This window comes from Nocardia africana NBRC 100379, from assembly GCF_001612635.1.
Classification (GTDB): domain Bacteria; phylum Actinomycetota; class Actinomycetes; order Mycobacteriales; family Mycobacteriaceae; genus Nocardia; species Nocardia africana.
The window spans coordinates 495,848-520,740 of sequence record NZ_BDAV01000010.1 but is presented as its reverse complement, the minus strand read 5'-3'; the positions used below and the strand labels follow the sequence as shown (position 1 = coordinate 520,740).

Below are 24,893 nucleotides of genomic sequence, written 5' to 3'. Positions count from 1 at the left end.
CACCACGGGCGGGACGAGGGTTGCCACAGGCGAGGTCAGCGCTCTCGGACCGGTGGGCATTTCTTTCCCGCGAGATGGCATTTGTCCTCGAAACCGGCGGGTAGCCAATTCCCGGACAGCAGCAGCGGGTGATTCGGGAAGTGCAGATGGGCGGCGACGGCGAATATCAGTACGGCCCATGGCGTTCGGACCTGCCATTGATGGAAGGTGTGGTTGCGGTCGACGTAGCGCGCGACCACGTGATCGGCGGCCGTCAGGTCGATCGTCTCCAGTGACGCCCAGCGGATCCGGAAGGAGTAGTCGGGGTTGGTGAGGTGGATGCGGCGGTCGGAGATCATCACCGAACCCGGGCGTTCGGCGATCCAGCGCGGTTGGGACGCGGCCTCCGCCCGCTGGCGCCGGGCCTGATTCACCAGCGCGTTCCCCAGTTGCGCCGCCGCGACGAAGGAGGCGCTGCCCGCGACGTAGACGTTGTTGCGGGTCCACCTGCCGTCCCCGGGCGCACGCCAGAACGACCAGGTCGCCGGGCCCTCCGCGATACAGACCTCGCCCGGATCGATCCGGATCCGGGTCGACTTGACGGGCATCCGCGCCAACTCCTCGCGGCGCAGCAGATCGAGCACCCCGCAGGTGTACAGCAGGTGGTCGTCGAACCACGTCCATCCGGCCCGGTCGGCGAGGGCCCGGTCGATATCGGCCAACGGGTCGAACATTGCGATCTCACCACCTTCATCGACATCCGCGACGCTGGATATCCACGGTATCGGAGGAGGACACCGCCCGGCGAGGACCGGCGGATCACCCTGGGAGGGCTCGGCGGAACTGCCCGGCGGACGCGGCAGAACCGGGGCACTTCACAGATCGCCGGACGTTGTCCTAGCGTTGTCGGATGGCTGCACCCGAGCCGGCCGGCGCCCAGCATCGCCGCGGCAGGGGCCTGTTCGCACGGGCACGTGTCGCCGATGCGCTGAGCTACGGCGGGCTGGCTGCCGTGCGGATGTGGTGGCGAGAACCCGCCGACTATCGCTGGCTGCTGAGCACGCTGCGCAACCAGGCGGCACTCGGCCTGCTGAAATTCTCGATCGGCACATCCGCCTTGGGCCTGAGTTTCGTCGTCCTCATGCTCCTGCTGTCGTCCGAAGGCCCGCAGAACGCGGCCGGCCGGGCGGTGATCGGGCTGTTCGCCGTCCTGGCTTTGTTGGTGGGCCTGCGCTGGTACCTGCTGCCGTGGCCGAGTGCCTCGGCATCACTGGCGTTCATCGCGCTCGCAGACCTCGGCATCACGATCAACGGTCTGCTGGTCTCGAGCCGCGTGGCGATGATCAACAACACCGCCCTCATCCTGACCGGCGGCTATCTGGCGCTCTTCCACAGCGCCAAGGCGCTCGCCGCGCACGCGGGATGGTCGCTGTTCTCCGTGCTGCTGGTCACGGTACGACTGGGCACCTCCGACTCCGATCGCGACGTCCCGCTCGCGATCGCCACGACGCTGATCATGGTGCTCGCCGTCGTCCTCGTACTGCCCACGCTGCAGTTCTTCTATTGGGTGCTGCGCACGAACGCGATGTCGGATCCACTGACCACCCTGTTGAATCGGCGCGGACTCGACTACCACCTACCCAGATTGTTCGCCCCCGGTGCGCCGATCTGCGCGATGATCATCGACCTGGATCGATTCAAAGAGGTCAACGACACCTTCGGTCATCAGGAGGGCGACAGGGTGTTGGCCAGAACCGCGGCACGGCTGCGCGACACCACCGACCCCGCCGCCACCATCGCGCGCACCGGCGGGGAGGAGTTCACGATCGTCGGACGTCTGGACGCCGGAGCCGCTCGGGCACTGGCCGAGCGGCTCCGGCGTGCGATCGAGAGTTCGGGCAACGGCGCTCTGGTGACCGCCAGCATCGGCGTGGCGGTCTTCGACGACAGCGACGAAGCCGATGACCGTCTCTCGCCCGAACTGCTACTCGGTTTCGCGGACACCGCCATGTATCGGGCGAAACAACGGGGTGGCAACGCCATCGTCGTCCGGGAACTACGCGAACCTCTCATCTGAGCGGGAAACCCGGGTCACGGACGCCACGTCTCGGAAATGGGCTCGTCGCAGCGAAATCGATGCGGCAGCATGGTCGATCATGCGCTACTCACTGGCCGACGTCCTGCCCTCGGTGGCCGCCGCCCTGGGGATGGATGTGCACAATCCGCTGGGGCTGAGGCCGAACCGCGATGTCGTGGTGCTGCTGATCGACGGGCTGGGCGCCGAACTGCTGGCCCGGCATCGAGATATCGCACCGACACTGTCCGCGCACGTCACCACCACGCTCGACGCCGGTTTCCCGGCCACGACCGCGGTCAGCATCACCAGCCTGGCCCTCGGCGCCCCCTGCGCGACGCACGGAATCATCGGCTACAGCTTCGCCGTACCGCACGCCGGGACGTCGCGGGTTTTCAACGCGCTGCGCTGGCGGCTCGACTCCGCGACCGGACCCGACGCTCTCACCGAATTACCACCGGAAGACTTGCAGCGCAGAAGGAGCCGGATCCAGGACCTCGCCGCCCACGGTGTCGATGTGCACTACGTGATCCCCGGCTATCAGCGCGATTCGGGACTGACCCGTGCGGCCTTCCGGGCCGCGGGCACGGTGCATCCGGCCGCCGATCTCGATCAGGTGCGGGCCGGAATCCGTGCCGTCGCAGACCATTCCGGCACCGGCCGGCGCTTCGCGTACGCCTACTTCGCCGACCTGGACGTCGCCGGCCACCTGCACGGCCCGGAATCTCCGGAATGGCTGCGGGTACTGGCCGAAATCGACAGCGCGGTGGCGGATCTGCTGACCGACCTCCCGGCCGAATGCACCCTGCTGGTCACCGGCGATCACGGCATGATCCGCGCCGATACCGTCGTCGACCTCGACGCCCGCCCGCCTCTGCATCGCGGCGTGCGGACGATCGCCGGCGAGGCCCGGGTGCGCCACATCTATCTCGAGAACGCGTCGGCGCGGTCCGATGTGTTCGCCGCCTGGACCGAGGAATTGTCCACGGCCGCAACGGTTCTCACTCGCGAACAGGCCGTGGACGAGCACTGGTTCGGCCCGACGCCACCCGACCCGGTCGTCAGCGCGCGGATCGGAGACGTCATCGCGGTGGCGGAGGATCACGCCGTGCTGGTCTGCCCCGCCCGCGAACCGCTGGAATCGGCGATGCTCGGCCATCACGGTGCCCGGACCGCCGACGAACAGTTCGTCCCGCTCATCGCGTCGCGCTGAACCGTCCGGCGTGCGAGAGTGCCCGATCACGCCCCGGACGTACCGGGTGCCGAGTCCCGCCGCCGGGTCGATCGGCCGTCGATCGCCGCGGCGACCTCTTCGATCGCCCGTCGGATGAGCCGTCCGTAACCATCGTCGGCGAGTGCGCCGATATGCCGCCGCGCGGCCTCGATGTGCTCGGCGGCGGCCGCGAACGATCCGAGCAGCCGGTAGTTGTCCGCGAGGTTCAGATGCAGTGAGGGATAGAACCCGGCGATGTGCAGACTCGCGTGATGGCTCTGCACCCGCGCCTCGGTGAGGGCGTCGGCCGCGTCGAGCGCCCGGACGTCCCACACCAATGCCTGGGCCGGATCGGTGTGGAGATCGGCCAGGTAGTGGGCGAGGGTGCATCGGTGCAGCGGATCACCCACCGGTCCGATCGTCTTCCACAGTTCGGCGAGTTGCGTTCGGGCCGAGTCGGTTTCGCCGTGGCGGCCGCGTTCCACGGCCGCGGCGACGGCCGCCATGGTGGGGTCGTGGGCGACGGTGTCGGTCATGATTCCTCGAAGTGGGCAGGGGCGACGGGCATCGCCACGGTGGTGAGGTCGCCGTCGTCCGCGGATCGGATGACGACGGGTTGGTTCGGACCGGCGATGTCGATCATCACGTCCGGTCCGATGGCCGCGCCGATCGCCGGGTAGAGGGTGGTGATGTCGAAGGTGAGCTCGGCATCCGGTCCGGTGACCGTGGCCGAAACCCGTTCGCTCGCAGCGTGTCGGGTCCCGGCGAGCTCGACCGCCCCGGCGCGGACGCACACCCGGATATGGCGTGTGCGCAGCGTTTCCACCGCCCGGAGGAGTGCGTCCCTCGGCGTCACGACGCGCGTGCGGGCGGTGTCGAGGGAACCGAGCAGCATGCGGTGGTCGGGAAACGGCCCCGGCAGGATGCGGCACGTCCCGGCCGCGGACTCACCGGCCCGGAATCGGACCGAATGCGCTCCGGCATCCAGGCGGACCGTGTGGTGGCGGCGGATCCGCGGCACGGCCAGCCGCAGATCGTCACCGTCGACGGTCGCGGCCCACTCGGTCGAACTCGGCCGTTCGGGCACGAGGGTGCGGGTGGCGAGCCGGTAGCGGTCGGTGGCTGTCAGCGTCAGCGCCTCGGTCGAGACCTCGACGTGGACGCCGCTCAGGACGGGATGCTCCGGTTCGTGCACGGTCGCGGCGAGTATCTGCTCGACCGCCGTCGCGAAGACGGGACCGCTGACCGTCGCGACCGCCCACCCGCGCCCGGTGCCGAGCGCCGCCTTGATCTCGGCCGCCCGCTCCCGAGCCCGCCGCACGTGCTGTTCCAGCCCGGCGACGTGCTCGTCGATGAGCTGTCCCGCGCTCTCGCCCTCGGCCGCCAGCACCGCCGCGATCGTGTCCAGCGGCATGCCGATCTCGCGCAGTCCGCGAATCGCCACCGCCCGTTCCAGTTGGTCGTCGGCGTAGTACCGATATCCCGACAGCGGATCCACGATCGCGGGCGGTAGCAGTCCGGAGTCGGCGTAGAACCGCAGGGCGCTCGCGGTGAGCCCGCTGGCCCGCGCGAACGCTCCGATCGTCACCATTCCGGATTCCGCCACCGCCCCATCATGAAGCTTCAGCCGACCTGAAGGTCAAGAGCGCCGAAGATCACCAGCGGTGGCTCGGCCTCATCGGTGAAAGGTGCGCGAATGCGCCGACACGAGTGCGTGCGGACAATGCGGCCGGGCGCGGGGTGGAGGTGCGAATCCGTCGAAGCGCGCCGGCGGGGCCGGTGCGCGCAGCGTCAGCGTCGACGTCCACGGCCGCGCCGGCATCTCCATCCGGCACGCGACGTTCCAGCCGAACGGAATCGCATGGGCGCGTTCGCCGTGTTCTTCCAGGCGATCGGTGAACTCGGCCAGTACGTCCAGGGTGTCGGCGAGGTGGGTCAGCACGTCGGCCCGATCGGAGGCGAGGGTGGAAGGGCTGCCGCCCGCCACGCAGAGCGGACTGCCCGCGAGTACGACGAAGGATGCGTCGCTGTCGGTGCACAGTCGCCGGACCGCGCGCACCGCGTCGGCACTGATGGGGCAGTCGCCGGGTTCGACGACGATCCGCACCAGCAGGCAATCGAAGAATCGCCGCGGTACGCCCACGGCGGCGGACGGCAGTTCGACCGCGCACGGACCGGCATCGACGGGCGTGTATTCGAAGCTGCGCCAACGACTTCCGAAAATTCTCATCGCCGCGCTCGCCTCACGGTTCGACCGGCGTATTCCGCTCGACGCCGCAGAGCGTGTAGCAGAACACGAATGGTTCGGTGCCGTCGTTGAACCATGCGTGCGGGGCGCCGTGCTGCACCACGCAATCGCCCGGCCGCAGTGCCACATCCTCGCCGTCGCCGATCCGCAGGCGGCCCTCTCCGCTGAGCACCACCACGAAGTCGACGCTCTCGGTGGCGTGCACACCGGGACGAGCCGGGTCGAAAGCCGCCATCATGCCCGGGAGCTTCTGCTCCGCCTCGGCCGCCACCGCCGCCATTTCCGCCTCGGACAGCTCGGCGGGGGGCTCGTAACTCAGTCCCGGCGGGACGGAGATGAATCCGAAGCGCACGCCGCCGGGGCCGGGGAAGTAGCTGGTGTCGACGTCGGCGGGCATCCGGTCGACGGGAAGCGTGGGCAATTCGTCGACTTCCCACATTCGATGAAGTTGCGCTCCCGGCAGCAGCGCCAGCGTCAGCGGCTCGACGTTCTCGTCGGAAAGTACGCTGCCCTGTCCGGCGCCGTCGTCCCCGACCACGATCCTGCGCATGGAAACCTCCTGATCCTCATCCGATTCGCGCCGATCCGGACTCGTATTCCGCCGTTGTACAGCCCGTTTCCGGATACCGGCTCTCCGGCACGGTAGCGAGCGCCGGGGCATGCCCACATGTCCTGAAACGCACGGACATTGTTCAGGTGCGCAGAAATTGAAAACCGACGATGATATCCGCGATGACCACTGCCGAATCGGAGACGACGAGTGCGATCGAGCCGCATGAGCGGGTCGATTATTGGGCTCATCTGATCAGCTCGTACCAGTGCACCCTGGGCTACCGGTTTCCGACTTCCGTGGATTTCCACGGACGGACCTCGCTGCGGCGCACCGACTCGTATCAACTCGTCGGCTGGGAATCCGATGCCGTCACCTATTTCCGGAGTCCGCGGCTCATCCGCGCCGACCCCGACCCCGACTATCGGCTGCTCGTGCCGATCATCGGGAGCCTGGCCTTCCGCCACGGTGACGACACCGGTTCCCTGCCGCCCGGCAGCGCGTGCCTGGTCTCGACCGACGAACCGTTCGAGCTGTCGATGTGCGAGGGTTCGCACGGGCTCATCGTCACCATCGCGCGCGAGGACATCCGGCATCGCCTCAACCGCCGGGAGCCGCCACCGCTGCCGCTGAATTTCAGCACCGGAATCGGCGGCGTCGCCGGAGCGGTGGCCGGCACCCTGTACACCGAGCGCGCCGCGCTCACCGACCACCAATTCGACACCGTCGCAGAACAATTGGTGGATCTGCTGTGTATGCAGATTCTCGGCGAGCCGCCGAGTGCGCCCGCCCAGCTGGCGCAGGTGGAGGCGAGTGCCCGGCGCTACATCCGCACGCATGCGAGCGATCCGGAGCTCACCGGCGCGCGCGTCGCGGCGGCCCTCGGCTGGTCGCTGCGTCAGCTGCAACTCGCTTTCAGACAGGCCGGCACCACGCCGAGCGAGGTCATCCGGGAGCAGCGGCTGCAGATCGCCCGCGACCGCCTGCGCAATCCGGCCTACCGGCAGCGCAGCGTCGCCGATATCGGCGCGGGTCTGGGATTCGGTTCGGCCAGCAGTTTCACCAAGGCATTCCGCCGCCGTTTCGACGCCACCCCGGGTCAGCTGCGCGCCTGAATATCCCGGCTGTCCGCCGCAATGCCGACGGCCCGCCTCCGTGCATGGGGTCGGGGGCGGGCCGTCGGGTGCGGAGCGCGGCTCAGTGGAAGATGCCGCCGCCCTGGGTGGCGGACCCGGCCGACCCCGTCACGAACAGGTTCATGATGTTGGTGAAGACGCTGTTCGAGTTCACTGTGCCGGCGGAGTTGGAGTCGATCAGGGCGATAAAGGCGTTCATGAACTGCTTCCTCGTGCATCATGGGTCCGCGGACCCGGTTGGTTGTCCTGCCGTGCTCAGCGCAGTGGAATGAAGCTTAACCAAAATCCGGCAAATCTGAACAACCTTCTTTTCGGATTTTTCGGACACTCCTGCCGAGGGGGTGTGGCGGCGTGCTGTGGACAGGTTTCCTCGTACAGAGTAAGAAAGTAGAACACGTTTCAATTCTGTGTGCGACGGGAGACGCAATGGACCACGCTGCCATGGGCGAACTGGTGATGGCCGGATTTCAGAAGCTGGGATTCATCCAGTTCGCGGGGGTGGAAGGGGTGGAATATCTGCCCGGCCGCAACGTGGTGAGCATGGCGCCGAAGCCGGAACACCTCAATCACAACGGCGACGTGCATGCCGCGATCCTGTTCGGCCTCGCGGAGACGGCCGCGATGGGCGCCTCCATCTCCGGCATCGTCGACCTGATGGGCGAGACGTTCATCGTCGCGCGCGACGGCCGGATCGAATATCTGGCCCGGGCCAAGGGGGAGGCGGGCCCGTTCCGCGCCACCTCGGAATTGACCGAGGCGGAACTGGAACAGGCCCGCGCCGATATCGCCGCGCAGCAGCCCGTGGAACTGGCGATGCCGGTCGACATCACCGACAGCACCGGCAAATCGGTCGCCGCGGCCACGTTCACCGCGGTGATCCGGCCGCGCCGCACATAGGCGGGCGGCGAACGGTATTCAGCGCTCGCTGTCCAGCATGGCCATCTGCGGGGCGGCGTAGCGATCACCGGCGACCGCCTCGGCCGGCGCCGCCGCCTCGATCGCGGCCGGTTCCGGCTCGGAGAGCCGAATATCGAGTGCGGCAACGGCTTCGGTCCAGCGGTCCACCCGGCGCGCGCCGATCAGCGGCACGATATCGGCACCACGGGTCAGCACCCACGCGATCGCCAGCTGTGCCACACTCACGCCGTGCCGGTCGGCGATCTCCGCCAGCGCCGACACCAGCCGGACATTGGCGGTGAGGTTCTCGCCCTGGAAGCGCGGGCTGTGGGCGCGGAAATCGTCGGGGGCGAAGGTTTGGTTCGCGCGCAGGGAGTCGCTGAGCAAGCCGCGCGAGAGCACGCCGTAGGCGGTGATCCCGATGCCGAGTTCCCGTGCCGTGGGCAGGATTTCGCGTTCGATGCCGCGGGTGATGAGGGCGTACTCGATCTGCAGATCGACGATCGGCGCCACTGCCGCGGCTCGCCGCAGGGTCTGCGCGCCGACCTCGGACAGTCCGATGTGGCGCACATAGCCGGCCTGCACCATCTCCGCGATCGCACCCACGGTGTCCTCGATCGGCACCGCCGGATCCAGCCGTGCGGGACGGTAGATGTCGACGTAGTCCACTCCCAGCCGCTGCAGCGAATAGTGCAGGAAGTTGCGCATCGCCTCGGGGCGGGTGTCGACGCCGCCGAAGCTGCCGTCCGGACCGCGCAGCGCACCGAACTTCACGCTCAGCTGGTAGTCCTCGCGCGGACGCTGGGCGAGGGCCCGATGGATCAGCATTTCGTTGTGACCGGCGCCGTAGAAATCGCCGGTGTCGATGAGGGTGGCGCCGGAATCGAGGGCGGCGTGGATGGTGGCGATGGATTCGGTCTCGTCGGATTTCCCGTAGGCGCCCGACATACCCATCGCGCCGAGACCGATGCGTCCGACCTTCGGGCCCGTCTTGCCCAGTTGTGTCTGCTCGATAGCCATGGTCGAATCCTGCGCCTCGATCCGCTGCCCGCGGCAGAGATCGTTTATCGGGGGATCGGCGATCCCTGGCTGCGGCAGCTCGCGCGGGGCACAGTGGAGTGATGAATCGCGAGGAACTGGCCGATTTCCTGCGGCGGCGGCGCGAGCAACTCCAGCCCGCCGATGTGGGCCTGCTGCCCGGCACCCGCCGCCGGACTCCCGGCCTGCGTCGCGACGAGGTCGCCCTGCTCGCCGGGATGTCCACCGATTACTACACCCGCCTCGAACAGTCGCGGGGCCCGCGGCCCTCCGTGCAGGTTCTCGGCGCGCTCGCCCGCGCGCTGCGGCTCAGCGACGACGAGCGCGACCATCTCTACCACCTGTGCGGGCACGCGGCGCCGCATCGCGGCGGCGGCGACCGGCATGTCGGACCCGGGCTGCTCTACCTCCTGGACAAGCTGGAGGACACGCCCGCCTGCGTGGTGTCGGATCTCGGCGAGATCCTCGCGCAGAACCGCATGCACATCAACATGGTGGGTGACCACACTCGCTTCACCGGCATGGACCGCTACCTGCTGTGGCGCTGGTTCACCGATCCGATCGGCCGGAGGACGTTTCCCGACGCCGACTGGGACCGGCTGACCCGCCGGCACGTCGCCGATCTGCGCGCCACCGCGGCGCGGCGGGCGGGCGACGCCGACGTCACCGAACTGGTGACGAAGCTGCGCGCGGTCAGTCCCGAATTCGAACGGCTGTGGTCCGCGCACGAGGTCGCGGTCCGGATCAGCGATGCCAAGCGGATCCGGCACCCGCAGGTCGGGCTACTCGACCTGGTCTGCGAAACGCTGGTCACGCCGAATGCGGCCCAGCATCTGCTGGTCTACTATCCGCGTCCCGGCACCGACGCCAAGGAGCGGCTGGAACTGTTGCGCGTCATCGGAACCCAGTCCATGACCGACGACACCGATTCGGGCAGTACGGTTTTCGACCGGAGCTGATCAGCGGGGCGGGAACGCTCGGCGGGTGCGCGGACGCAGCCGCAGGTTCGGCAGCGGCGGCGCCGGAATGCGTTGCTGCGGAGTATGTCCCGCCACATCGCCGAAGCGCTCGGTGTCGTGCTTCTCCCACGCGGTGCGGGCGGCGTCGATCTCGTCGTGGCTGCGGCCGACGAAATTCCACCACATCACCAGATCCTCGCCGAAGGGCTCGCCGCCGATCAGCACCACCCGTGCACCGGATTCGCTGCGCAGCCGCAGTTCGGTGCGGTCGCTGCCCAGATACAGCAGCGGGCCGGGTTCGGCGAGCACGTCGTCGATGCGCACCTCACCCGACATCACCAGCACCGCATGCTCGAATTCGGGCGCCAGCGGCAGATGTGCCTCCGCACCCGGGCCGACGGTGATGTCCGCGCCGACGATCGGGGAGTAGCTGATCGCCGGTGAGCGCACCTCCCCTAGCGAGCCGATGAGCACGGTCGCGCGCAGTCCCGGCCGGGCCAGCACCGGCAGCTCGCGATGCTGCTCGAAATGCGGTGCGATATCGCGGTGCGCGTCCGGCAGGGCGATCCAGAACTGCAGCCCCTGCCCGGCGGGCGCGCCGGGCACCGTGTACTCCGAATGCGCGATACCGCGCCCGGAGGTCATCAGATTCAGCTGGCCGGGCTCGATCTCCACATCGGATCCGACGCTGTCGCGATGACGGATCCGGCCATCGAACGGCCAGGTCACCGTCTGCAATCCGATATGTGGATGAGGATCGATATCCGGCGGCAGCCGATGCGAGGTCTCGGTCGAACCGAAGTGGTCGAGGAAACACCAGGCACCGACCGTCGGCAGGTCACGCTGGGGCAGTACCCGCATCACGGTCACGCCGCGCACGCCGCCCAGCGGCACCTCCCGCGCCGGATAGAAATCCGCCCGCGGGCCGGGCGCCGGCGACGATTCGCACAGCGCCTCGGCGGGATTCGCCTCGAGATCGCTCATCGGCCACCTCCGGTCCGGGGTCACCGCTGATACCGGGCGCGGTTACCGCTGAATGCCTTTGCCCACTACGTGAGCATCGTAGTCGGGGTGCTTGTCGAGCCAGCTCTTGATGAACGAACAGCGGGGCACGATCGCACGGCCGCGGTCGATAGCGTCCACGATCGCGTGCTGCGCCAGCGTGCCGGCCAGGCCCTTGCCGCTGAACTCCGAATCCACCTCGGTGTGGATGAAGGTGGTGTCCTCGCCGTTGTCGCGATATTCGGCGAAGCCGGCGAGTTTGTCGCCGTACCACACCTCGTACCGGTGCTGCGCGTCGTTGCGGACGACTGCTGCGGTCGCGGCCTGATCGATCATCGGGTTACTCCTTCCGTTCCCGCACCGGATGCCTGCTCATGATCGACACGCGATTGAACGCGCCGATGGTCGTCGCGACCCAGACGATCACCGAAACCTGTTCGTCCGACAGCTGTTTCCGCGCATGGGCGTACACGCGTTGCAGGGTGTCCTCATCGGGCAACGTCGTGGTCGTCTCGGCGAGTGCGAGGGCGGCGCATTCGGACGGGGTGAACAACTCGGTACGCCGCCAGGCCGGCAACACGTCGAGTTGCTGTCGGGTCACGCCGGCCTTCAGCGCTGCCTGGGAGTGCAGATCCAGGCAGTACGCGCAGCCGTTGATCTGCGAGACGCGCACGTTGACCAGCTCGACCAGTGAGCGGTCGAGACCGGCGGCCGCGGCCGCGGTGCGGACGGCCAGTGCGACGTTGCTGAGCGCACGGAAGGGCTCGGGACTCTGTTTGTCGATCCAGATGCGGGCATCGGCGGCGGGGGTTTGCATAGCGGAGGCATCCTAACCGTGCGCTGCGTCACCATGCGCGCGATGTATGCGACGTCACGCGGGTTCAGATGTGTTGCATGGCAGCCACTCTGCCCTCGTAGAGGCCGATCTTGCGGTCGAGGACGGCGAGTGTGTTGTGCAGGTCCTCGATCTGGGCGAGCACGCCTTCGCGGGTTTTCCGGAACATCTCCAGCCGCTCCGGGGTCGTGTCGTCGCCGGCTCGCACGAGTTCGGCGTAGTGGACCATATCGGCGACCGACATTCCGGTGGTGCGCAGACAGCCGATCAGGTGCAGCCAGCTCAGATCCCGATCGCTGAAGCGGCGCTTGCCGCTGGAATCGCGGCCGATGTAGTCCATCAGGCCGATTCGCTCGTACCAGCGCAGCGTGTCGCGGGTGAGGCCGGACCTCTCCGCGACATCGCCGATCGAGTACTTGGGGCGCTCGTAATCCTCGGTGTGCTCGAGCGGATTCGCCGTGGTTGCCGTCATCCCCACTCACCTTCCTGAACCGCTTCCCGACCCGCACTGCCTACGCCGGATCCGCGCCTCGACACTACCCACCTGGAGTGCACTCCATGCAAGCCCGAGCACGCATCGTGCGCACCGCTCGGGCTCGACCCGGTGTCGCTCAACCCCGCTGTGGCAGTTCCTGCACGGCCCACCTGTTGCCGTCCGGATCGGCAAAATGGGTGAACAGGCCCCAGCCCTCGTCCTTGACCGGGGTGGCCTCCACGCCGGCGGCCACCAGCTGTCGATACGCCTGCTCGGCGCTGGATACCACCATCTGCATGCCGACCACACTGCCCGGCGCGGCGTCGGTGATGCCCTTGCCGATACAGATCGAACAACCCGAACCCGGCGGCGTCAGCTGCACGAACCGGATGTCCTCGGTCGGGCTGGCGTCGTGATCGGCGTTGAATCCGATGCTCGTGTAGAAGTCCTTCGCCCGGTCGACGTCGGTGACCGGGATGGCGACGAGTTCGATTTTCCAATCCATGTGAGGAGCATCCCACCGACCACCGACAATTCGGGTTGCCGGACAATTCGGGCGCAACCCGCGCCGAGCACCTACTCTGAGTACATGGCCAAGGAAATCGATCGGGTCCGGGCGCGGTCGGCGCTGGAGACGGTCAAGGAAAGCCCGTTCATCGCCGTCGTCGCGGCGGTTCCGGTGATCGTCGTACTGGGCGTCGTCTGGGCGCTGACGAACTGGTTCGTCGCATTGCTGGTGCTCGTGCTGCTCGGCGCGGTCGTCGTCGTGCGCGGCAAATTCCTACGCTGACAAGCCTTTTCGCGAACAGCGCGTCAGCGTGGGACGTGGAACCGGACCAATTCACCGGTGCCGGGGTCCGCGCGTGACCACGGCCGGTCGAATTCCAGCACCGCCAGTGCGGAGGTCGGGAATTTGCGGCTGAGCTCTTCGGCCGGCAGCGAGGCGCGATTGGCCGCCAGTTCCCACGCCGTCCACGGCATACCCGGCGAATGGCCGATCAGCAGCAGCGTCTCCACCTCGTCGCCGGTCAGCTGGATCAATTCGATCAGGGTGTGCGGCGTGGCCTCGTAGATCGAATGGTCGTAGACGACCGGCGCGTCGATGCCCGTCGCGGCCAGCGTTTCGCGGGTCCGGACCGCGTCCGAACAGCACACCGCGTCGATCGCCGGTTGAGTCTCGCGCAACCAGGTGCCGGCCAGCGCCGCCTCGCGCCGGCCCCGGGGCGCCAGCGGCCGATCGTGGTCGTCGACACCCGGCGGATATGCGGATTTACCGTGTCGCATCAGGATCAGCGTCCGCGCCATGAGCAATACCGTAGCGCCGTAGAAAGTAAACGGTGTTATCTAAATCGCTACCTGATGAGAGATGTAACTCACTCTCGAGGCACACTGAAGGTAGTGTCACAGCGGGGGCCGACCGGCAACCGGTGCGACGCACGCCCTGTCCAAACCCGGGTGGGGACGTCCCATGATGTTTCGAGGATCTGCGAGATATGGCCTACGTGATCACGCAGCGTTGTTGCAACGACGCCAGCTGCGTTCCCGAGTGCCCGGTCGATTGCATTCGTCCCACTCCGGAGCAACCAGAGTTCGCGACGACCGAGCAGCTGTACATCGACCCCGACACCTGTATCGACTGTGGTGCGTGTGTGGATGCCTGCCCGGTGGAGGCCATCTTCTCCGAGGACGATCTGACGGCGTCGCTGGCTCGTTTCCGCGATATCAACGCCGCCTACTTCCAGCGCCATCCGCTGGAGTCGAATTTCGACCCGCTGGTGACCCCGGCGCGCCCGCCGAAGGAGCTGGGCACGCTGCGGGTGGCGATCGTGGGCGCCGGGCCGGCGGCCTGCTACGCCGCCGACGAGTTGTTGCGCCGCGCCGATGTCGAGGTGGAGATGTTCGACCGGCTGCCCACCCCGTGGGGTCTGGTGCGCGCCGGTGTGGCTCCGGATCATCCGGGGACCAAGTCGGTGTCGAGCATGTTCGAGAGCGCGTTCCGTCGCGACACTCTGCAGTACCGCCTGAATGTCGAGGTGGGTAAACACATTTCGCACGAGGAACTGCTGGCCCATCACCACGCGGTGATCTACGCCGTGGGCGCCTCCGCCGACCGCCGCCTCGACGTGCCGGGTGAGGATCTGCCGGGCAGTCACTCGGCGACCGAGTTCGTGGCCTGGTACAACGGCCACCCCGACTATGCCGAGCGCAGCTTCGACCTGTCCGGTGAGCGCGTGGTGATCGTGGGTAACGGCAACGTCGCCCTCGATGTCGCCCGCGTGCTGACGCTGTCGCCCGACGAGCTGGCCAAGACCGATATCGCCGACCACGCCCTGGACGCGCTGCGGTCGAGCACTATCCGTGAGGTCGTGGTGCTGGGCCGGCGTGGCCCGCTCCAAGCCGCCTACACCTCGGCGGAATTCCTGGCGCTGGGACATCTGAAGGGCGTCGATGTGATCATCGACCCGGCCGAGCTGGAACTCGATCCGGCCGGCCAGGCGCTGCTCGACGACCCCGAAATCGAGCCCTCGCTGCGCCTGAAGTACGAACTCGCCCAGGAGTACGCGGCCAAGGCCCCGAATCCGGACAACAAGCGCATCGTGTTCCGCTACCTGGCCTCGCCGACCGAGATCCGCGGTGAGGGTCACGTCGAGGAGCTCGAGTTCGTGCACAACGAACTGGTCTCCGAGAACGGGCGCGTGGTGGCGCGGGCCTCGGATCGCCGCGAGACGCTGCCGGCGTCGATGGTATTGCGGTCCATCGGCTATCGCGGTGTTCCGATCGCGGATCTGCCGTTCGACGAGCGGGCCGGGATCGTGCCCAACGAGCACGGTCGCGTGGTCGCCGACGGCGCGCACGTCACCGGGGTCTACGTTTCGGGGTGGATCAAGCGTGGTCCGCGGGGCGTGATCGGTTCCAACCGGGTCGATGCCACCGAAACCGTGGAACAGCTGCTCGAGGATTTCACCTCCGGCAAACTGGCTGCGCCGCAAGGAGATCGGGCCGCGCTCGAAGCCCTGCTCGCACAGCGTCAGCCCGACGCGGTCGGCCGCGAGGGCTGGAAGGCCATCGACGCCGCGGAGAAGAACGCCGGCAAGTCCGGCGGACGTCCGCGGGTCAAATTCACCACCATCGAGGATCTGCTCAAAGCCGCACGCGGCTGATCGCCGGTACTTCCGGACCGTCCCGCTCGGGAGGGTCCGGAAGTCGCCGGGGGTCCTTCGCGAACTCTCCGTTATCCGCGCTCAGGTCGGTAACGCGCCGATCCGCACGGTGGTGGTGATGGTGCCGCCGACCATGAACCACAGCCGCAGCACCGGCTGGCCGTTGCGGTCGCCGGGCTCGTAGCGGCTGCGCACGCTGATGTGCTGACGGGCCAGCACCGGCGCGACATATTCGATCACCGCGCGGTGCGGTCCGGCCACCAGCTTCGGGTAATCCACCAGGAAGTGCTCCACCGCCTGCCAGTACATGGCGTTGTTGACGTGGTTGAACTGGTCGATATCGGTCGCGCGCACCGGGAACGTCAGATCGGTATCCGATTCCGGCGGCACGGCGTCGGTCAGCCACGGCCGCCAGCGCAGCCGATGTTCGTCGGTGGTCCGGGCCAGATGCGCCAATCCCTGGTCGCTGATGCGGGTCGGCATATTCGTCGACTCGTTGATATTGATCCAGAAGCCCTCGGTCTCGATCAGGCCGCCGCTGTCGCTGGTGATCCGCACCCGCATATTGGTCCACCGCGTCGACATCGCCGAACACCAGCGCCGCAACTGCACACGATCCGGCCAGACGATCGGACGCACCACGTCGATGACGGTGCGGCGCACGATCCACGCCGGGTCGGTGCGGTGGAAGAACGTGCTGTGCAACTCTTCCCACGCGATGTCTTGCAAATATCGAGCCACGGCATCGAGCCGCAGCCGGCTGTAGGGATCTACATCGCCAGCCCGGATGGGCCACGCCGAGGCGAAGCCCATGCCCTCCTGGGGAAGCGGGGCGAGTGGCTGATCGAGTGACACTGGTGCTCCTCGCGCTGCACGGTGTGCCGCGTACTTCATGCGGTGCTTCTTGTGACATGACTTTACGGGGCGCAGGTCACACTGTTACGCCGAGATGGCTCTACTCACACGTAGCAAATGTCCAGTACTTGCCTCGCCAGCCAGAACGGCGTCGTCGGCGTGGCACAAGCACAAACGATCATCGGTAGACTCCCCGCCTTGGAAGAAGGGGGAGCACAGTGGAGCCTCTCGGTCGAACCGACCCGGAGCTGGTGGGTGGAAACAAGATTCTCGCTGTTATCGGACAGGGTGCGATGGGGCGGGTGTTGCTGGGGCGTGCACCCGACGGGCGACTGGTCGCGATCAAACAGGTTCATCGGCACTTCGCACACGACCAGGAATTCAGAGCAAGGTTCGCTCGTGAAGTGGAGGCGTCACGGCGGGTTACAGGTGCTTACACTGCGGCAATCGTCGACGCGGATCCCCAAGGCCCGGTGCCGTGGTTGTCATCGGTGTTCGTGACCGGACCGACTCTGGAAGAAGCGATCACGGGGGCAGGTCCACTCAATATGGGTGGCCTGCGGCTGCTGATCGGCGGCTTGGCGGCCGCATTGTCGGAGATCCACCGGGCCGGCATGGTGCATCGCGATCTCAAGCCGAGCAACGTACTACTCGCGCAGGACGGGCCCCGAGTGATCGACTTCGGCATCGCTCGCGCCGTCGATGGCGAATTTCAGTTGACGAGCGCGGGGGCCGTCATAGGGTCGCCCTCTTTCATGTCGCCCGAGCAGGCGGAGGGCCGAAATCTCACGGCGGCGAGCGATGTGTTCTCCGTCGGAGCTGTCGTCTTCATGGCTTCGACCGGGGTGAGCCCTTTCCTTGGGGCGTCGACACCGCAGACCTTGTATAACGTAGTGCATTCTGTCGCCGATCTCAGTCGTGTCGATCCGGTTCTGCAATCCATCGTCGGTGCGTGTTTGCAGAAAAATCCGGGCGACCGTCCCAGCGTCGACGAACTGTTGGATTTCGCCGGTTCTATCCGAGCGGAACCCTTATGGCCGGCCGCTGTCCAGCGGCAGATCGATCATAAGACCCGGGAAGTGGCGTACTGGGCTTCGCGCCCGGACGAGGGTGGGACACACCAGCGGCGATCGCGGGTACCGCGCCGCAGCGCCGCAGCCGTTGTGGCGTTTGTGATCGCGGCAGCTTCAGGCGTTGGAATGGGGGTTCTGCTACCTCGGACGTCGATCTCGGGCACAGCTACGAAAGTCTCCGATCCTCCGCTGTCTCTGTCTTCCGAACAACTGCGATTGGTAGATGCGTGCGCCCTTCTCGATGAACGCATCATCGGGCCCGTCGGAAAACGAAGGGGCCAGCCGAATCCGAGCATCACTCAGTCCAACGAATGTTCCATTTCGATCGACACATCCGGCAGCACGTACTCGACGGTCGACGTAACTGTGGGTGGATCGGCATCCTCCCTTGTGCTGGCAGGTCAGGACAACGGGAACTCGATGGGAGGTATGCGCGTTTTCGGCGGCGGTAGCAGCGGAAGTGACAACTGCGCCATTACGGCGGTATTGCCGGACTCAGCGCAACTAGGCATCACGGTGAAGGTACGGAAATTTGGTGACAGTTGCGGTGTGGCTGCCTCGGTACTGAGGTCGATCGTGTTCCGGCTGGCCGTCAACCCGCCTCTGCGAAGCGTTACACCGAATTCTGTGCTCGGCGTGGATCCATGTGGGGTGGTCAAGGACAACGAGGTCGTTACTGCGATCGGCAAACCGGTGAGCAAATCCCTCACGAATCCGCACAGCTGCCTATGGTCCGGCGAATCCGGAACCGGGCTCAGCATCGAAGCCGACGAGACGGGGTCATCCGACATTTTCGCGCCGGTCCGGATCGGCGACTACACCGCATACCAGGGTGGCAATCCGGGGATTGGCTGTCTGCTGTATCTACCGCTCAGCCAGAAAGCGCCCAACCGTTACGAGACGTTGGTCGTGGGTGTGCTGGCCGGGTCGTCCACCATCGATTACCAGGTTGCATGTGATCGTGCAGCTGCCGTACTTCTTGCTGCCGCGGCGAGGGTAAAGGGATCATGAAGCTTGAATCGCTTTCGATCGATGAGTCGCCAGTCATCGGTCGCTACAAGGTACTGGGTGTTCTGGGGTCGGGCGGGATGGGGCGGGTACTTCTGGCCGTCGGGCCGGATGGGCGGGCGGTCGCCATCAAGCAGATCCACTCACATCTTCTCGCCGACAACGACTTTCGTGCTCGATTTCGTCGTGAGGTGCACGCATCGTCCCTGGTGTCCGGCGCTTATACCGCAGCCGTCATAGACGCCGATGTCGAGTGTGAAACGCCGTGGCTGGCTTCGGTTTTCGTCACGGGGCTGCCGCTGGAAGAGGCTGTCAACTCATACGGGCCATTGCCCGACGATTCGGTGTGTTCGCTGGCAGCAGGATTGGCCTCGGCGTTGATAACGATCCACCAGGTCGGCTTGATTCATCGTGATCTCAAGCCCGCGAATGTGATTCTTTCAGCGGACGGGCCCCGGGTCATCGACTTCGGTATCGCGCGAGCGGCTGAAGGGCGATCCGCACTGACACACACCGGGTCGGTCATCGGATCGCCCGCATATATGTCGCCTGAGCAGGCTCAATCGATGCCCCTTACGCCGGCGAGCGATGTTTTCGCGCTGGGGGCTGTCCTGGTGATGTCCATGACTGGGCGCAGCCCGTTTGCAAGTACGTCCATGCCGCTCACTCTCTACAAGATCGTGCATACCGAGCCGGATTTGTCCCTGCTTTCTCCGGAGATGCGACAGTTGGTCGGCCCATGTCTGCATCCTGACCCCGCCGCAAGGCCGACTCCGGCGCAGATACTCGCTCACCTATCCCGGATGAGACCCCGTGCGCTGCCCTGGCCGCCGCAGATTCACGAGGCGATCGTCGTGCAGGAACGCAATCTGCGTGACCTGCTGACGGATCCCGACGCTACGCGAATTAGGCAAGAACCCGTCGTTGCGTCGGTGGCTCCACCGACTGACACGGGCGACGCCGGACCGCCGAGCAGCAGGCGTCGGGTCTTGCCTGCTCTACTCATAGCCGGCGTCGTCGTGGCGTTGGTTGTTCTTTTCGTATTGCATCGGCCATCTGCCGGCGAGGGCGTCACCGACCCGCTTGCGCATATGTCCTTGGTGGATATGCGGACGGTCGACACGTGTGCGCTTCTCGGCGCCGTGGCGCCTGCTTCGATCGGTGTTTTGACTGAAACAGCGGAGGTCTCGGGATGCACGGGGAAAAACAGCGAGCACACCGTCACAGTTCGCTTCGCTGAGACCAGCCGATTTCATCGCACCGATAGGACTGCGGAAGGTATGCCGCTCCTCGACACGGCGGCTCCGTCGGATCTCAGCTGTGCGATGGCGATTCAACCGACCGCACTGATGCCGCAAAGCGGGATTGTTGTCAGCATCGACAACGGCGGTGGGTGTCCGGTCGTTCAGCAGATGCTGACTTCGATCATCGGCCAATTACGTACTGAGCCACCGCGGTTGGCGCGTTCCGACGACTATCTCGTGGTGGCTGACCCCTGCAGCCTGGTCAGTACTGATCTACTCACGAATGCCATAGGTGCGACCGGGACGGGAACAACACTGACTCCGCATACGTGCCGCTGGGGCGACAACACCCTTTCGCTGGATGTTTCGAGCGGGCGTGGCGCCCGAGCCGACGGGCCGAACGCTCGCCGGATAGACCTGGAAAACGGCATGGTTGCGTACGCAGGAACTACGTCGGATTCCGAACAGTACTGTCTTCGTACGTACCAGTATCGGGTGATCGACGAAAACCGAGCCGACCTGGTGACCGCACGGGTCGACCACACCTCCGGCACCGGCGCATGTACTGCTGCTGAGCGTGTCCTCGCCGGGATAGCGGCCAAGTTGCCGCGATAGCAGTCATCGGATCTCGGCGCCGATGGATTCTTCACGTGTGAGTCAGTAGCCGACGTAGCCGCCACCACCGGAGACCGCGGACACTCCCGGCACATTGTCGAGCGAGCCGTAGCGATCGATCGAGTAGCGCGTGGCGGCCACGATGTTGTCGACCGGGTTCCAGATGTCGGTGTGGCCCGGCGCCGCGTGGGCGTTGAAGGTGCTGTCGATGCACTGCATCAGGCCCTTCGACGGGTGACCGGCCGCCGCATTGCTGTCCCAGTTGTTGATCGCGTTGGGGTCGCCGCCGGATTCGTGCTCGATGATGAGCGCGATGGCGTTCTCGTCGATCGACTCCGGGGGATAGCCCATCTCGATGAGGATCTGCTTGGCCTGGGCGATCCACTGTTGCACATCACCGGAGGGATGTGCGGTCGGCGGCGGACCGCTGGTCGGGCCGTTGGATCCACCGCCGCCGTAGCTGCCGCCGCTGTAGGAACTGGTGCCGCCGCCGTGATGGGAGTTGCCCATCAGGCTGGAGGACGCCGGGGTGCCCGAATGGCTCGAAACCGGGGTGGCGTGCGGTGTGGCGGGCGGTGCGGCCGCAGCCGGTGCGGTCGGAGCAGGTGGCGCCGGTGGCGCGGCGCCGGCGCCGGTGACCGGATCGCCGAGTCCGGCGAACGCGGCATCGATCGGAATCTTGGCGCCGTTGACAGCGGCGACAGCCGCCTCCGCGACCAATTCTGCTTGTTGCAGGGCGCGAAGTATCGCTTGCTCGTGTGTGGTGGCTTCGGTATGGATTTCGGCGGTCTGGTTGGTGTACTCGATGTCGTTGAGTTTGTCGCGATGCTCGCTCAGCCAATCCAGGCGTTTCTGCGGGTTGACCGTGCCATCCGGATTCACCTCGAATGGTGGCGCGAGACTCGGCGCGGGGACGTACGTCGCCTGGTTACGCATCTGGAGAACAGCATCCTTGGCGTGCTTCAGATTCTCCACCTGTTGGTTCAGTGCTGTCTGCAACCCGAGAATCGCTTGACTGACGGCAGAGGCTCGCCCCTTCTCCAACTGCATTCGCCCCTCGGCAGCTTGGGCTGCCCCGCCGCCCCACTTCTGGTCGTGCCCGAGACTCTGGGTGCTGTTCACGGCGCCGAGTACAGCTTGATCCAGATCGCCCGACAGTTTGCCGACCGCAGTGGCCGCGGTTCCCAGTTTGTCCGGATCCCACTGTTCGACATCCGGAATCGTCAGCGCCACACCAGGACCGGTCATGCGCGGATGCCGATCTTGTTCAAATCGTCGCGCAACTGCTGGTCGGTATCGATGATGACCTTGCCGGCCTGCTCGACGGTGTCGGCGATATGCGTTACGCGCGAACCGATTCGCTTCAACGCGTTCTCGACCGAATCCTTGGCGCCGTTGCAGGCAGCGTCCCAGCCGGTGCCCGGGAGCGCACCGGCGGCGCCGGCCAGTCCGGAGTCGAGTTTGCCGATGGCGTCGGACTCGTCGCGCAGGGTCTTCGCGAAACTTTGCAGGGCCGCGGGATCGATCTTCATCGCGTTCGCGGGTGGATCGTTGGGACCGGCCATGAGAAATCCCCCTCTTCGCTCAGTTCAGCGGGCCCAAGCGTAGCAAATCGGGGACCTGTGGACAGGGGGGTGCGAAGACCGGTTAACTTGTTGGAAAGCAGCCGCGGACAGAGAGGTCGTTTCATGCGCGCAGCCCAGGTGAGCAAGCTCGAGGGGCCCGAATCCATCGAGGTCGTGGACATCCCCGAACCGGCGGAATTCCCCGGTGGAGTGGTGATCGACGTCCATGCCGCGGGGGTGGCGTTCCCGGATGTGCTGATGACCCGGGGGCTCTACCAGATGAAACCCGAACTGCCGTTCGTGGTCGGCGGCGAGGTGGCCGGGATCGTGCGCTCGGCGCCCGAGGACGCGCGGGTCCGGCCGGGCGACCGGGTGGTGGCGCTGACCATGCTGGGCAATGCCGTCGCCGAAACGGCGGTGACCGCCAAGGAGATGGTGTTCCGGCTGCCGGACAACATTCCCCTCGAAGCGGGTGCGGGAATTCTCTTCAACGATCTGACCGTGCATTTCTGCCTGCGCAACCGGGGCCGGCTGGCCGAGGGCGAGACCGTGCTCGTGCACGGTGCGGCCGGTGGCATCGGCACCTCCACTCTGCGCATGGCGAAGGCGCTGGGCGCGAGCCGGGTGATCGCCGTGGTGAGTACCGAGGAGAAGGCCGAGGTCGCGCGGGCCAACGGCGCATCCGATGTGGTGCTCACCGACGGCTGGCTGGCCGCGGTGAAGGAATTGACCGGCGGGCGTGGCGTCGACATCGTGCTGGATCCGGTCGGCGGCGACCGGTTCACCGACAGTATTCGCGCGCTGGCTCCGGCCGGGCGGTTGCTCGTGGTCGGCTTCACCGCCGGCGAAATCCCCACCGTGAAGGTGAATCGCCTGCTGCTCAAGAACGTCGAGGTGGTCGGCGCCGCCTGGGGCGAATGGGTGATGACCCATCCGGGCTATCTGCAGGAGCAGTGGGACGAGGTGGCGCCGCTGCTGGAATCGGGCAGGATCGCGGCGCCGCAGCCCGTGCTGTACCCGCTGACGGAGACGGCGGCCGCGGTGGCCGCGCTCGACAACCGTTCGGCGAAGGGCAAAGTCGTCGTCACCGTCCGCTGAGCGGGGCCTCGTCCGGCACGCGCTGGATGTCGGTGCCGGGCCGTAGGGTGAGCGCATCATGAAACTGTCCGACCGGATTCTGAATCGCACCCTGCTGGCCCGGCAGCACCTGCTGCGGCGGTCGTCGGTGCCGGTCCCGCAGCTGTGTGAACATCTGGTCGGGCTCCAGGCTCAGGATGTGACGCCGCCGTACGTCGGATTGTGGAGCCGGATCAGTGATTTCGACCCGGCGGCGGTCTCGGCCGGACTCGAGAACCGTTCGCTGGTGCGAATCACCTTGATGCGCGCCACTATTCACCTGGTGACGGCGGCGGATGCGGTGCGCATCGCGCCGCACATTCAGCCGGAACTGGAGAAGATCCCGTTCCGCAAGGGCTTCTTCTACGGCGCGATGGTCGGGCTGGATCCGGAAGAGGTACGCGCCCGGGGCGAGAAGGTGATGGGGGCGCAGCCGATGTCGTCGGCGGACCTGCGGGCCCGTGCCGTCGAGAACTATCCCGATCGCGACACCACGGCCGTCACCCAGACCTGGCTCTACCAGCTCCCGGTGCTGCAGACCCCGCCGCGCGGCTTGTGGCGGAACAACAGCCGACCGGTGTGGTCGCGCATCGAATCCTGGCTGGGCGCGCCGCTCGATGACGCATATCCGGTGCAGGAGTTGGTCATTCGCTATCTGCGCGCCTTCGGCCCGGCGACAACGACGGATGTGCAGACCTGGTCGCGGCTGCTCGGTATCAAGGAAATACTGGACGGGCTGGGCGACCGCGTGCGCACCTACACCGACGAGCGCGGCCGCGTTCTCTACGACGCCGCCGACGCCGAACTCGCCGATCCCGATCTGCCCGCACCCGTCCGGCTGCTGGGCTGGTACGACAATGTGCTGCTGTCGCACCGGGATCGCAGCCGGATCATTCCGGGGAATGCCCCGCTGCCGCTGCAGCATATGGCCGCTCAGGTGTGTCCTGTGCTCATCGACGGATTTCTGGCCGGCATCTACAAAGTCTTCGCCGACAAGTCGGCGGCGCGGTTGCGCATCGCCCCGAGCCGGGAATGGTCGGCGCGGGAAGCGGCCGAGGTCGAAGCGGAGGCCCGGAATCTGCTGGGCTTTCTGGAACCGAGCCTGCGACCGGAAGTCGACATCCTCTCGCCGGGAGCGAATCTCACAACCGGAAAGTAGCGTCGCGGCGCCGGTGCGCGCTCACGGCGTCGAATTCCGGTATGCCGGAGCCTTGCTCGTCCCCGCCGGAGTGAGCGTGCGCAGCAGCGGTAGCGTGCGATGCGCGACCACCGTGGACAGCACGATCACGCTGTGCGATCGCACCACCGCGGCACTGCGGTCGATACTCAGCAGCACCGCCTGCAGGCCCGAATGCGAATCGGCGCCGATGCGGCACAGCACATCGCTGGAACCGGTGGTCGCGTAGGCCTCGAGCACGCCGGGGATGGCCTCCAGATCACCGGTCACCGCGTCCAGTGCGCCCTGGGCGATCTCCAGACTCACGAAGGCCTGCACGTCGAATCCGGCGGCGGTGACGTCGACCCGCGGATCGTAGGAGGCGATGACCCCGGCCTCCTCCATGCGCGCGATGCGCGACTGCACGGTCGCGCGCGCCACCCGGGTGCGTCGCGACAGCTCGAGGACGCCCGCCTTCTGGTACTCGTGCATCGCGGTGAGGATCGCCAGATCCAGTTCGTCCAGTTTGGCGGGGGTGCGCGTCATCGTCGTCTCCTGTATCCGGTCCGGCGCCGCGCCATCGGGCTAGGCCGGGTGCAGCTATTCAAATTGTCCAGCACCCGGCAGCATTTGGTGACCAATTGCGCCAGGGTGTCTATCCGAAATTCGCGATATTGCCCAGAACCAGGTCTCG

Annotated in this window: 28 protein-coding genes; 11 read left to right on the top strand and 17 right to left on the bottom strand. The window is 66.6% G+C overall.

Annotated elements, in window-relative coordinates; genetic code table 11:
- Window positions 1-35: 35 nt before the first annotated feature.
- Window positions 36-713: a hypothetical protein gene (locus NA3_RS19025; protein ID WP_062964943.1), complete on the bottom strand. Its 678-nt coding sequence runs from the start codon at window positions 711-713 to the stop codon at window positions 36-38.
- A gap of 176 nt (window positions 714-889) precedes the next feature.
- Between NA3_RS19025 and NA3_RS19020 the strand changes: the two genes are divergently transcribed.
- The gene (locus NA3_RS19020) at window positions 890-2,056 is read left to right on the top strand and encodes a GGDEF domain-containing protein (RefSeq protein WP_062964942.1); all 1,167 of its coding nucleotides are present in this window, start codon (window positions 890-892) and stop codon (window positions 2,054-2,056) included.
- 79 nt (window positions 2,057-2,135) lie between these two features.
- Window positions 2,136-3,266 carry an alkaline phosphatase family protein gene (locus NA3_RS19015; protein WP_062964941.1) on the top strand — a complete coding sequence of 377 codons (1,131 nt, stop codon included), beginning with the start codon at window positions 2,136-2,138 and terminating at the stop codon, window positions 3,264-3,266.
- 26 nt (window positions 3,267-3,292) lie between these two features.
- On the opposite strand, the gene NA3_RS19010 is transcribed toward NA3_RS19015, so the two are convergent.
- From NA3_RS19010 to NA3_RS18995, 4 genes are all read right to left on the bottom strand, one after another.
- A complete protein-coding gene (locus NA3_RS19010) occupies window positions 3,293-3,802 on the bottom strand; it encodes a hypothetical protein (RefSeq protein WP_062964940.1) in 510 nt (169 codons plus the stop codon).
- On the bottom strand, window positions 3,799-4,872 hold the full coding sequence (locus tag NA3_RS19005) for a DNA polymerase III subunit beta family protein (RefSeq protein WP_128145598.1): 1,074 nt from the start codon (window positions 4,870-4,872) through the stop codon (window positions 3,799-3,801). The genes NA3_RS19010 and NA3_RS19005 overlap by 4 nt, the downstream gene beginning before the upstream one ends.
- A gap of 69 nt (window positions 4,873-4,941) precedes the next feature.
- Complete coding sequence (locus NA3_RS19000; protein WP_062964939.1) at window positions 4,942-5,496, bottom strand: hypothetical protein; 555 nt, start codon at window positions 5,494-5,496, stop codon at window positions 4,942-4,944.
- Window positions 5,497-5,509: 13 nt separating this feature from the next.
- Complete coding sequence (locus NA3_RS18995; protein ID WP_062964938.1) at window positions 5,510-6,064, bottom strand: cupin domain-containing protein; 555 nt, start codon at window positions 6,062-6,064, stop codon at window positions 5,510-5,512.
- 182 nt (window positions 6,065-6,246) lie between these two features.
- Here NA3_RS18995 and NA3_RS18990 point away from each other — a divergent pair, with 182 nt between their 5' ends.
- Window positions 6,247-7,179 (top strand): AraC family transcriptional regulator, encoded by a 933-nt coding sequence (locus tag NA3_RS18990; RefSeq protein WP_167355010.1) that lies wholly within the window; start codon window positions 6,247-6,249, stop codon window positions 7,177-7,179.
- Window positions 7,180-7,261: 82 nt separating this feature from the next.
- On the opposite strand, the gene NA3_RS36980 is transcribed toward NA3_RS18990, so the two are convergent.
- Complete coding sequence (locus NA3_RS36980) at window positions 7,262-7,399, bottom strand: hypothetical protein (protein WP_157110960.1); 138 nt, start codon at window positions 7,397-7,399, stop codon at window positions 7,262-7,264.
- 227 nt (window positions 7,400-7,626) lie between these two features.
- On the opposite strand from NA3_RS36980, the gene NA3_RS18980 reads away from it, so the two are divergent.
- Window positions 7,627-8,097 (top strand): PaaI family thioesterase, encoded by a 471-nt coding sequence (locus NA3_RS18980; RefSeq protein ID WP_062964935.1) that lies wholly within the window; start codon window positions 7,627-7,629, stop codon window positions 8,095-8,097.
- Window positions 8,098-8,115: 18 nt separating this feature from the next.
- Here NA3_RS18980 and NA3_RS18975 read toward each other — a convergent pair whose 3' ends face one another.
- Window positions 8,116-9,117 (bottom strand): aldo/keto reductase, encoded by a 1,002-nt coding sequence (locus tag NA3_RS18975; protein ID WP_062964934.1) that lies wholly within the window; start codon window positions 9,115-9,117, stop codon window positions 8,116-8,118.
- A 101-nt stretch (window positions 9,118-9,218) separates the two neighbouring features.
- On the opposite strand from NA3_RS18975, the gene NA3_RS18970 reads away from it, so the two are divergent.
- Window positions 9,219-10,094, top strand: a complete 876-nt coding sequence (locus tag NA3_RS18970; protein ID WP_062964933.1) for a helix-turn-helix transcriptional regulator — start codon at window positions 9,219-9,221, stop codon at window positions 10,092-10,094.
- Here the strand turns inward: NA3_RS18970 and NA3_RS18965 are convergent, their stop codons facing one another.
- The 5 genes from NA3_RS18965 to NA3_RS18945 all read right to left on the bottom strand — a co-directional run bounded on the left by NA3_RS18965 (window position 10,095) and on the right by NA3_RS18945 (window position 12,911).
- Window positions 10,095-11,078 (bottom strand): pirin family protein, encoded by a 984-nt coding sequence (locus NA3_RS18965; RefSeq protein ID WP_062964932.1) that lies wholly within the window; start codon window positions 11,076-11,078, stop codon window positions 10,095-10,097.
- 42 nt (window positions 11,079-11,120) lie between these two features.
- Window positions 11,121-11,432 (bottom strand): GNAT family N-acetyltransferase, encoded by a 312-nt coding sequence (locus NA3_RS18960; RefSeq protein WP_062964931.1) that lies wholly within the window; start codon window positions 11,430-11,432, stop codon window positions 11,121-11,123.
- Window positions 11,433-11,436: 4 nt separating this feature from the next.
- Window positions 11,437-11,913, bottom strand: coding sequence for a carboxymuconolactone decarboxylase family protein (locus tag NA3_RS18955; RefSeq protein WP_062964930.1), 477 nt, complete (start codon window positions 11,911-11,913; stop codon window positions 11,437-11,439).
- Window positions 11,914-11,977: 64 nt separating this feature from the next.
- Entirely contained in the window at window positions 11,978-12,403 is a 426-nt protein-coding gene (locus NA3_RS18950; protein WP_062964929.1) for a MerR family transcriptional regulator, read from the bottom strand.
- A gap of 139 nt (window positions 12,404-12,542) precedes the next feature.
- A complete protein-coding gene (locus tag NA3_RS18945; protein ID WP_062964928.1) occupies window positions 12,543-12,911 on the bottom strand; it encodes a VOC family protein in 369 nt (122 codons plus the stop codon).
- An 84-nt stretch (window positions 12,912-12,995) separates the two neighbouring features.
- Here NA3_RS18945 and NA3_RS18940 point away from each other — a divergent pair, with 84 nt between their 5' ends.
- The gene (locus tag NA3_RS18940; protein ID WP_062964927.1) at window positions 12,996-13,196 is read left to right on the top strand and encodes a hypothetical protein; all 201 of its coding nucleotides are present in this window, start codon (window positions 12,996-12,998) and stop codon (window positions 13,194-13,196) included.
- A gap of 23 nt (window positions 13,197-13,219) precedes the next feature.
- Here NA3_RS18940 and NA3_RS18935 read toward each other — a convergent pair whose 3' ends face one another.
- Window positions 13,220-13,711 (bottom strand): SixA phosphatase family protein, encoded by a 492-nt coding sequence (locus tag NA3_RS18935; RefSeq protein WP_062964926.1) that lies wholly within the window; start codon window positions 13,709-13,711, stop codon window positions 13,220-13,222.
- Window positions 13,712-13,899: 188 nt separating this feature from the next.
- On the opposite strand from NA3_RS18935, the gene NA3_RS18930 reads away from it, so the two are divergent.
- Window positions 13,900-15,567, top strand: a complete 1,668-nt coding sequence (locus tag NA3_RS18930; RefSeq protein WP_062964925.1) for an FAD-dependent oxidoreductase — start codon at window positions 13,900-13,902, stop codon at window positions 15,565-15,567.
- Between the two features lie 81 nt (window positions 15,568-15,648).
- Here the strand turns inward: NA3_RS18930 and NA3_RS18925 are convergent, their stop codons facing one another.
- On the bottom strand, window positions 15,649-16,422 hold the full coding sequence (locus NA3_RS18925) for an acyl-[acyl-carrier-protein] thioesterase (protein WP_181064150.1): 774 nt from the start codon (window positions 16,420-16,422) through the stop codon (window positions 15,649-15,651).
- 251 nt (window positions 16,423-16,673) lie between these two features.
- On the opposite strand from NA3_RS18925, the gene NA3_RS36090 reads away from it, so the two are divergent.
- Both NA3_RS36090 and NA3_RS18915 read left to right on the top strand, forming a co-directional pair.
- Window positions 16,674-18,506 carry a serine/threonine-protein kinase gene (locus tag NA3_RS36090; RefSeq protein ID WP_218021848.1) on the top strand — a complete coding sequence of 611 codons (1,833 nt, stop codon included), beginning with the start codon at window positions 16,674-16,676 and terminating at the stop codon, window positions 18,504-18,506.
- Complete coding sequence (locus NA3_RS18915; protein WP_062964922.1) at window positions 18,503-20,362, top strand: serine/threonine-protein kinase; 1,860 nt, start codon at window positions 18,503-18,505, stop codon at window positions 20,360-20,362. Before NA3_RS36090 ends, NA3_RS18915 begins: the two co-directional genes overlap by 4 nt.
- Window positions 20,363-20,404: 42 nt before the next feature.
- On the opposite strand, the gene NA3_RS18910 is transcribed toward NA3_RS18915, so the two are convergent.
- A complete protein-coding gene (locus tag NA3_RS18910) occupies window positions 20,405-21,610 on the bottom strand; it encodes a lytic transglycosylase domain-containing protein (RefSeq protein ID WP_084491666.1) in 1,206 nt (401 codons plus the stop codon).
- Window positions 21,607-21,927 carry a WXG100 family type VII secretion target gene (locus tag NA3_RS18905; RefSeq protein ID WP_051025181.1) on the bottom strand — a complete coding sequence of 107 codons (321 nt, stop codon included), beginning with the start codon at window positions 21,925-21,927 and terminating at the stop codon, window positions 21,607-21,609. The genes NA3_RS18910 and NA3_RS18905 overlap by 4 nt, the downstream gene beginning before the upstream one ends.
- 123 nt (window positions 21,928-22,050) lie before the next feature.
- On the opposite strand from NA3_RS18905, the gene NA3_RS18900 reads away from it, so the two are divergent.
- Together NA3_RS18900 and NA3_RS18895 are read left to right on the top strand one after the other, a co-directional pair.
- Window positions 22,051-23,025 carry an NADPH:quinone oxidoreductase family protein gene (locus tag NA3_RS18900; protein WP_062964920.1) on the top strand — a complete coding sequence of 325 codons (975 nt, stop codon included), beginning with the start codon at window positions 22,051-22,053 and terminating at the stop codon, window positions 23,023-23,025.
- Between the two features lie 58 nt (window positions 23,026-23,083).
- Window positions 23,084-24,202 (top strand): winged helix DNA-binding domain-containing protein, encoded by a 1,119-nt coding sequence (locus NA3_RS18895; RefSeq protein WP_062964919.1) that lies wholly within the window; start codon window positions 23,084-23,086, stop codon window positions 24,200-24,202.
- Between the two features lie 21 nt (window positions 24,203-24,223).
- Here the strand turns inward: NA3_RS18895 and NA3_RS18890 are convergent, their stop codons facing one another.
- On the bottom strand, window positions 24,224-24,745 hold the full coding sequence (locus NA3_RS18890) for an Lrp/AsnC family transcriptional regulator (protein WP_062964918.1): 522 nt from the start codon (window positions 24,743-24,745) through the stop codon (window positions 24,224-24,226).
- Window positions 24,746-24,893 lie beyond the last annotated feature (148 nt).

What these genes read in the sequence shown, in the direction of transcription:
- NA3_RS19025 (WP_062964943.1), bottom strand. Translation starts at nt 713, where the DNA reads ATGTTCGACCCGTTGGCCGATATCGACCGGGCCCTCGCCGACCGGGCC.
- NA3_RS19020 (WP_062964942.1), top strand. Translation starts at nt 890, where the DNA reads ATGGCTGCACCCGAGCCGGCCGGCGCCCAGCATCGCCGCGGCAGGGGC.
- NA3_RS19015 (WP_062964941.1), top strand. Translation starts at nt 2,136, where the DNA reads ATGCGCTACTCACTGGCCGACGTCCTGCCCTCGGTGGCCGCCGCCCTG.
- NA3_RS19010 (WP_062964940.1), bottom strand. Translation starts at nt 3,802, where the DNA reads ATGACCGACACCGTCGCCCACGACCCCACCATGGCGGCCGTCGCCGCG.
- NA3_RS19000 (WP_062964939.1), bottom strand. Translation starts at nt 5,496, where the DNA reads ATGAGAATTTTCGGAAGTCGTTGGCGCAGCTTCGAATACACGCCCGTC.
- NA3_RS18995 (WP_062964938.1), bottom strand. Translation starts at nt 6,064, where the DNA reads ATGCGCAGGATCGTGGTCGGGGACGACGGCGCCGGACAGGGCAGCGTA.
- NA3_RS18990 (WP_167355010.1), top strand. Translation starts at nt 6,247, where the DNA reads ATGACCACTGCCGAATCGGAGACGACGAGTGCGATCGAGCCGCATGAG.
- NA3_RS36980 (WP_157110960.1), bottom strand. Translation starts at nt 7,399, where the DNA reads ATGAACGCCTTTATCGCCCTGATCGACTCCAACTCCGCCGGCACAGTG.
- NA3_RS18980 (WP_062964935.1), top strand. Translation starts at nt 7,627, where the DNA reads ATGGACCACGCTGCCATGGGCGAACTGGTGATGGCCGGATTTCAGAAG.
- NA3_RS18975 (WP_062964934.1), bottom strand. Translation starts at nt 9,117, where the DNA reads ATGGCTATCGAGCAGACACAACTGGGCAAGACGGGCCCGAAGGTCGGA.
- NA3_RS18970 (WP_062964933.1), top strand. Translation starts at nt 9,219, where the DNA reads ATGAATCGCGAGGAACTGGCCGATTTCCTGCGGCGGCGGCGCGAGCAA.
- NA3_RS18965 (WP_062964932.1), bottom strand. Translation starts at nt 11,078, where the DNA reads ATGAGCGATCTCGAGGCGAATCCCGCCGAGGCGCTGTGCGAATCGTCG.
- NA3_RS18960 (WP_062964931.1), bottom strand. Translation starts at nt 11,432, where the DNA reads ATGATCGATCAGGCCGCGACCGCAGCAGTCGTCCGCAACGACGCGCAG.
- NA3_RS18955 (WP_062964930.1), bottom strand. Translation starts at nt 11,913, where the DNA reads ATGCAAACCCCCGCCGCCGATGCCCGCATCTGGATCGACAAACAGAGT.
- NA3_RS18950 (WP_062964929.1), bottom strand. Translation starts at nt 12,403, where the DNA reads ATGACGGCAACCACGGCGAATCCGCTCGAGCACACCGAGGATTACGAG.
- NA3_RS18945 (WP_062964928.1), bottom strand. Translation starts at nt 12,911, where the DNA reads ATGGATTGGAAAATCGAACTCGTCGCCATCCCGGTCACCGACGTCGAC.
- NA3_RS18940 (WP_062964927.1), top strand. Translation starts at nt 12,996, where the DNA reads ATGGCCAAGGAAATCGATCGGGTCCGGGCGCGGTCGGCGCTGGAGACG.
- NA3_RS18935 (WP_062964926.1), bottom strand. Translation starts at nt 13,711, where the DNA reads ATGGCGCGGACGCTGATCCTGATGCGACACGGTAAATCCGCATATCCG.
- NA3_RS18930 (WP_062964925.1), top strand. Translation starts at nt 13,900, where the DNA reads ATGGCCTACGTGATCACGCAGCGTTGTTGCAACGACGCCAGCTGCGTT.
- NA3_RS18915 (WP_062964922.1), top strand. Translation starts at nt 18,503, where the DNA reads ATGAAGCTTGAATCGCTTTCGATCGATGAGTCGCCAGTCATCGGTCGC.
- NA3_RS18910 (WP_084491666.1), bottom strand. Translation starts at nt 21,610, where the DNA reads ATGACCGGTCCTGGTGTGGCGCTGACGATTCCGGATGTCGAACAGTGG.
- NA3_RS18905 (WP_051025181.1), bottom strand. Translation starts at nt 21,927, where the DNA reads ATGGCCGGTCCCAACGATCCACCCGCGAACGCGATGAAGATCGATCCC.
- NA3_RS18900 (WP_062964920.1), top strand. Translation starts at nt 22,051, where the DNA reads ATGCGCGCAGCCCAGGTGAGCAAGCTCGAGGGGCCCGAATCCATCGAG.
- NA3_RS18895 (WP_062964919.1), top strand. Translation starts at nt 23,084, where the DNA reads ATGAAACTGTCCGACCGGATTCTGAATCGCACCCTGCTGGCCCGGCAG.
- NA3_RS18890 (WP_062964918.1), bottom strand. Translation starts at nt 24,745, where the DNA reads ATGACGCGCACCCCCGCCAAACTGGACGAACTGGATCTGGCGATCCTC.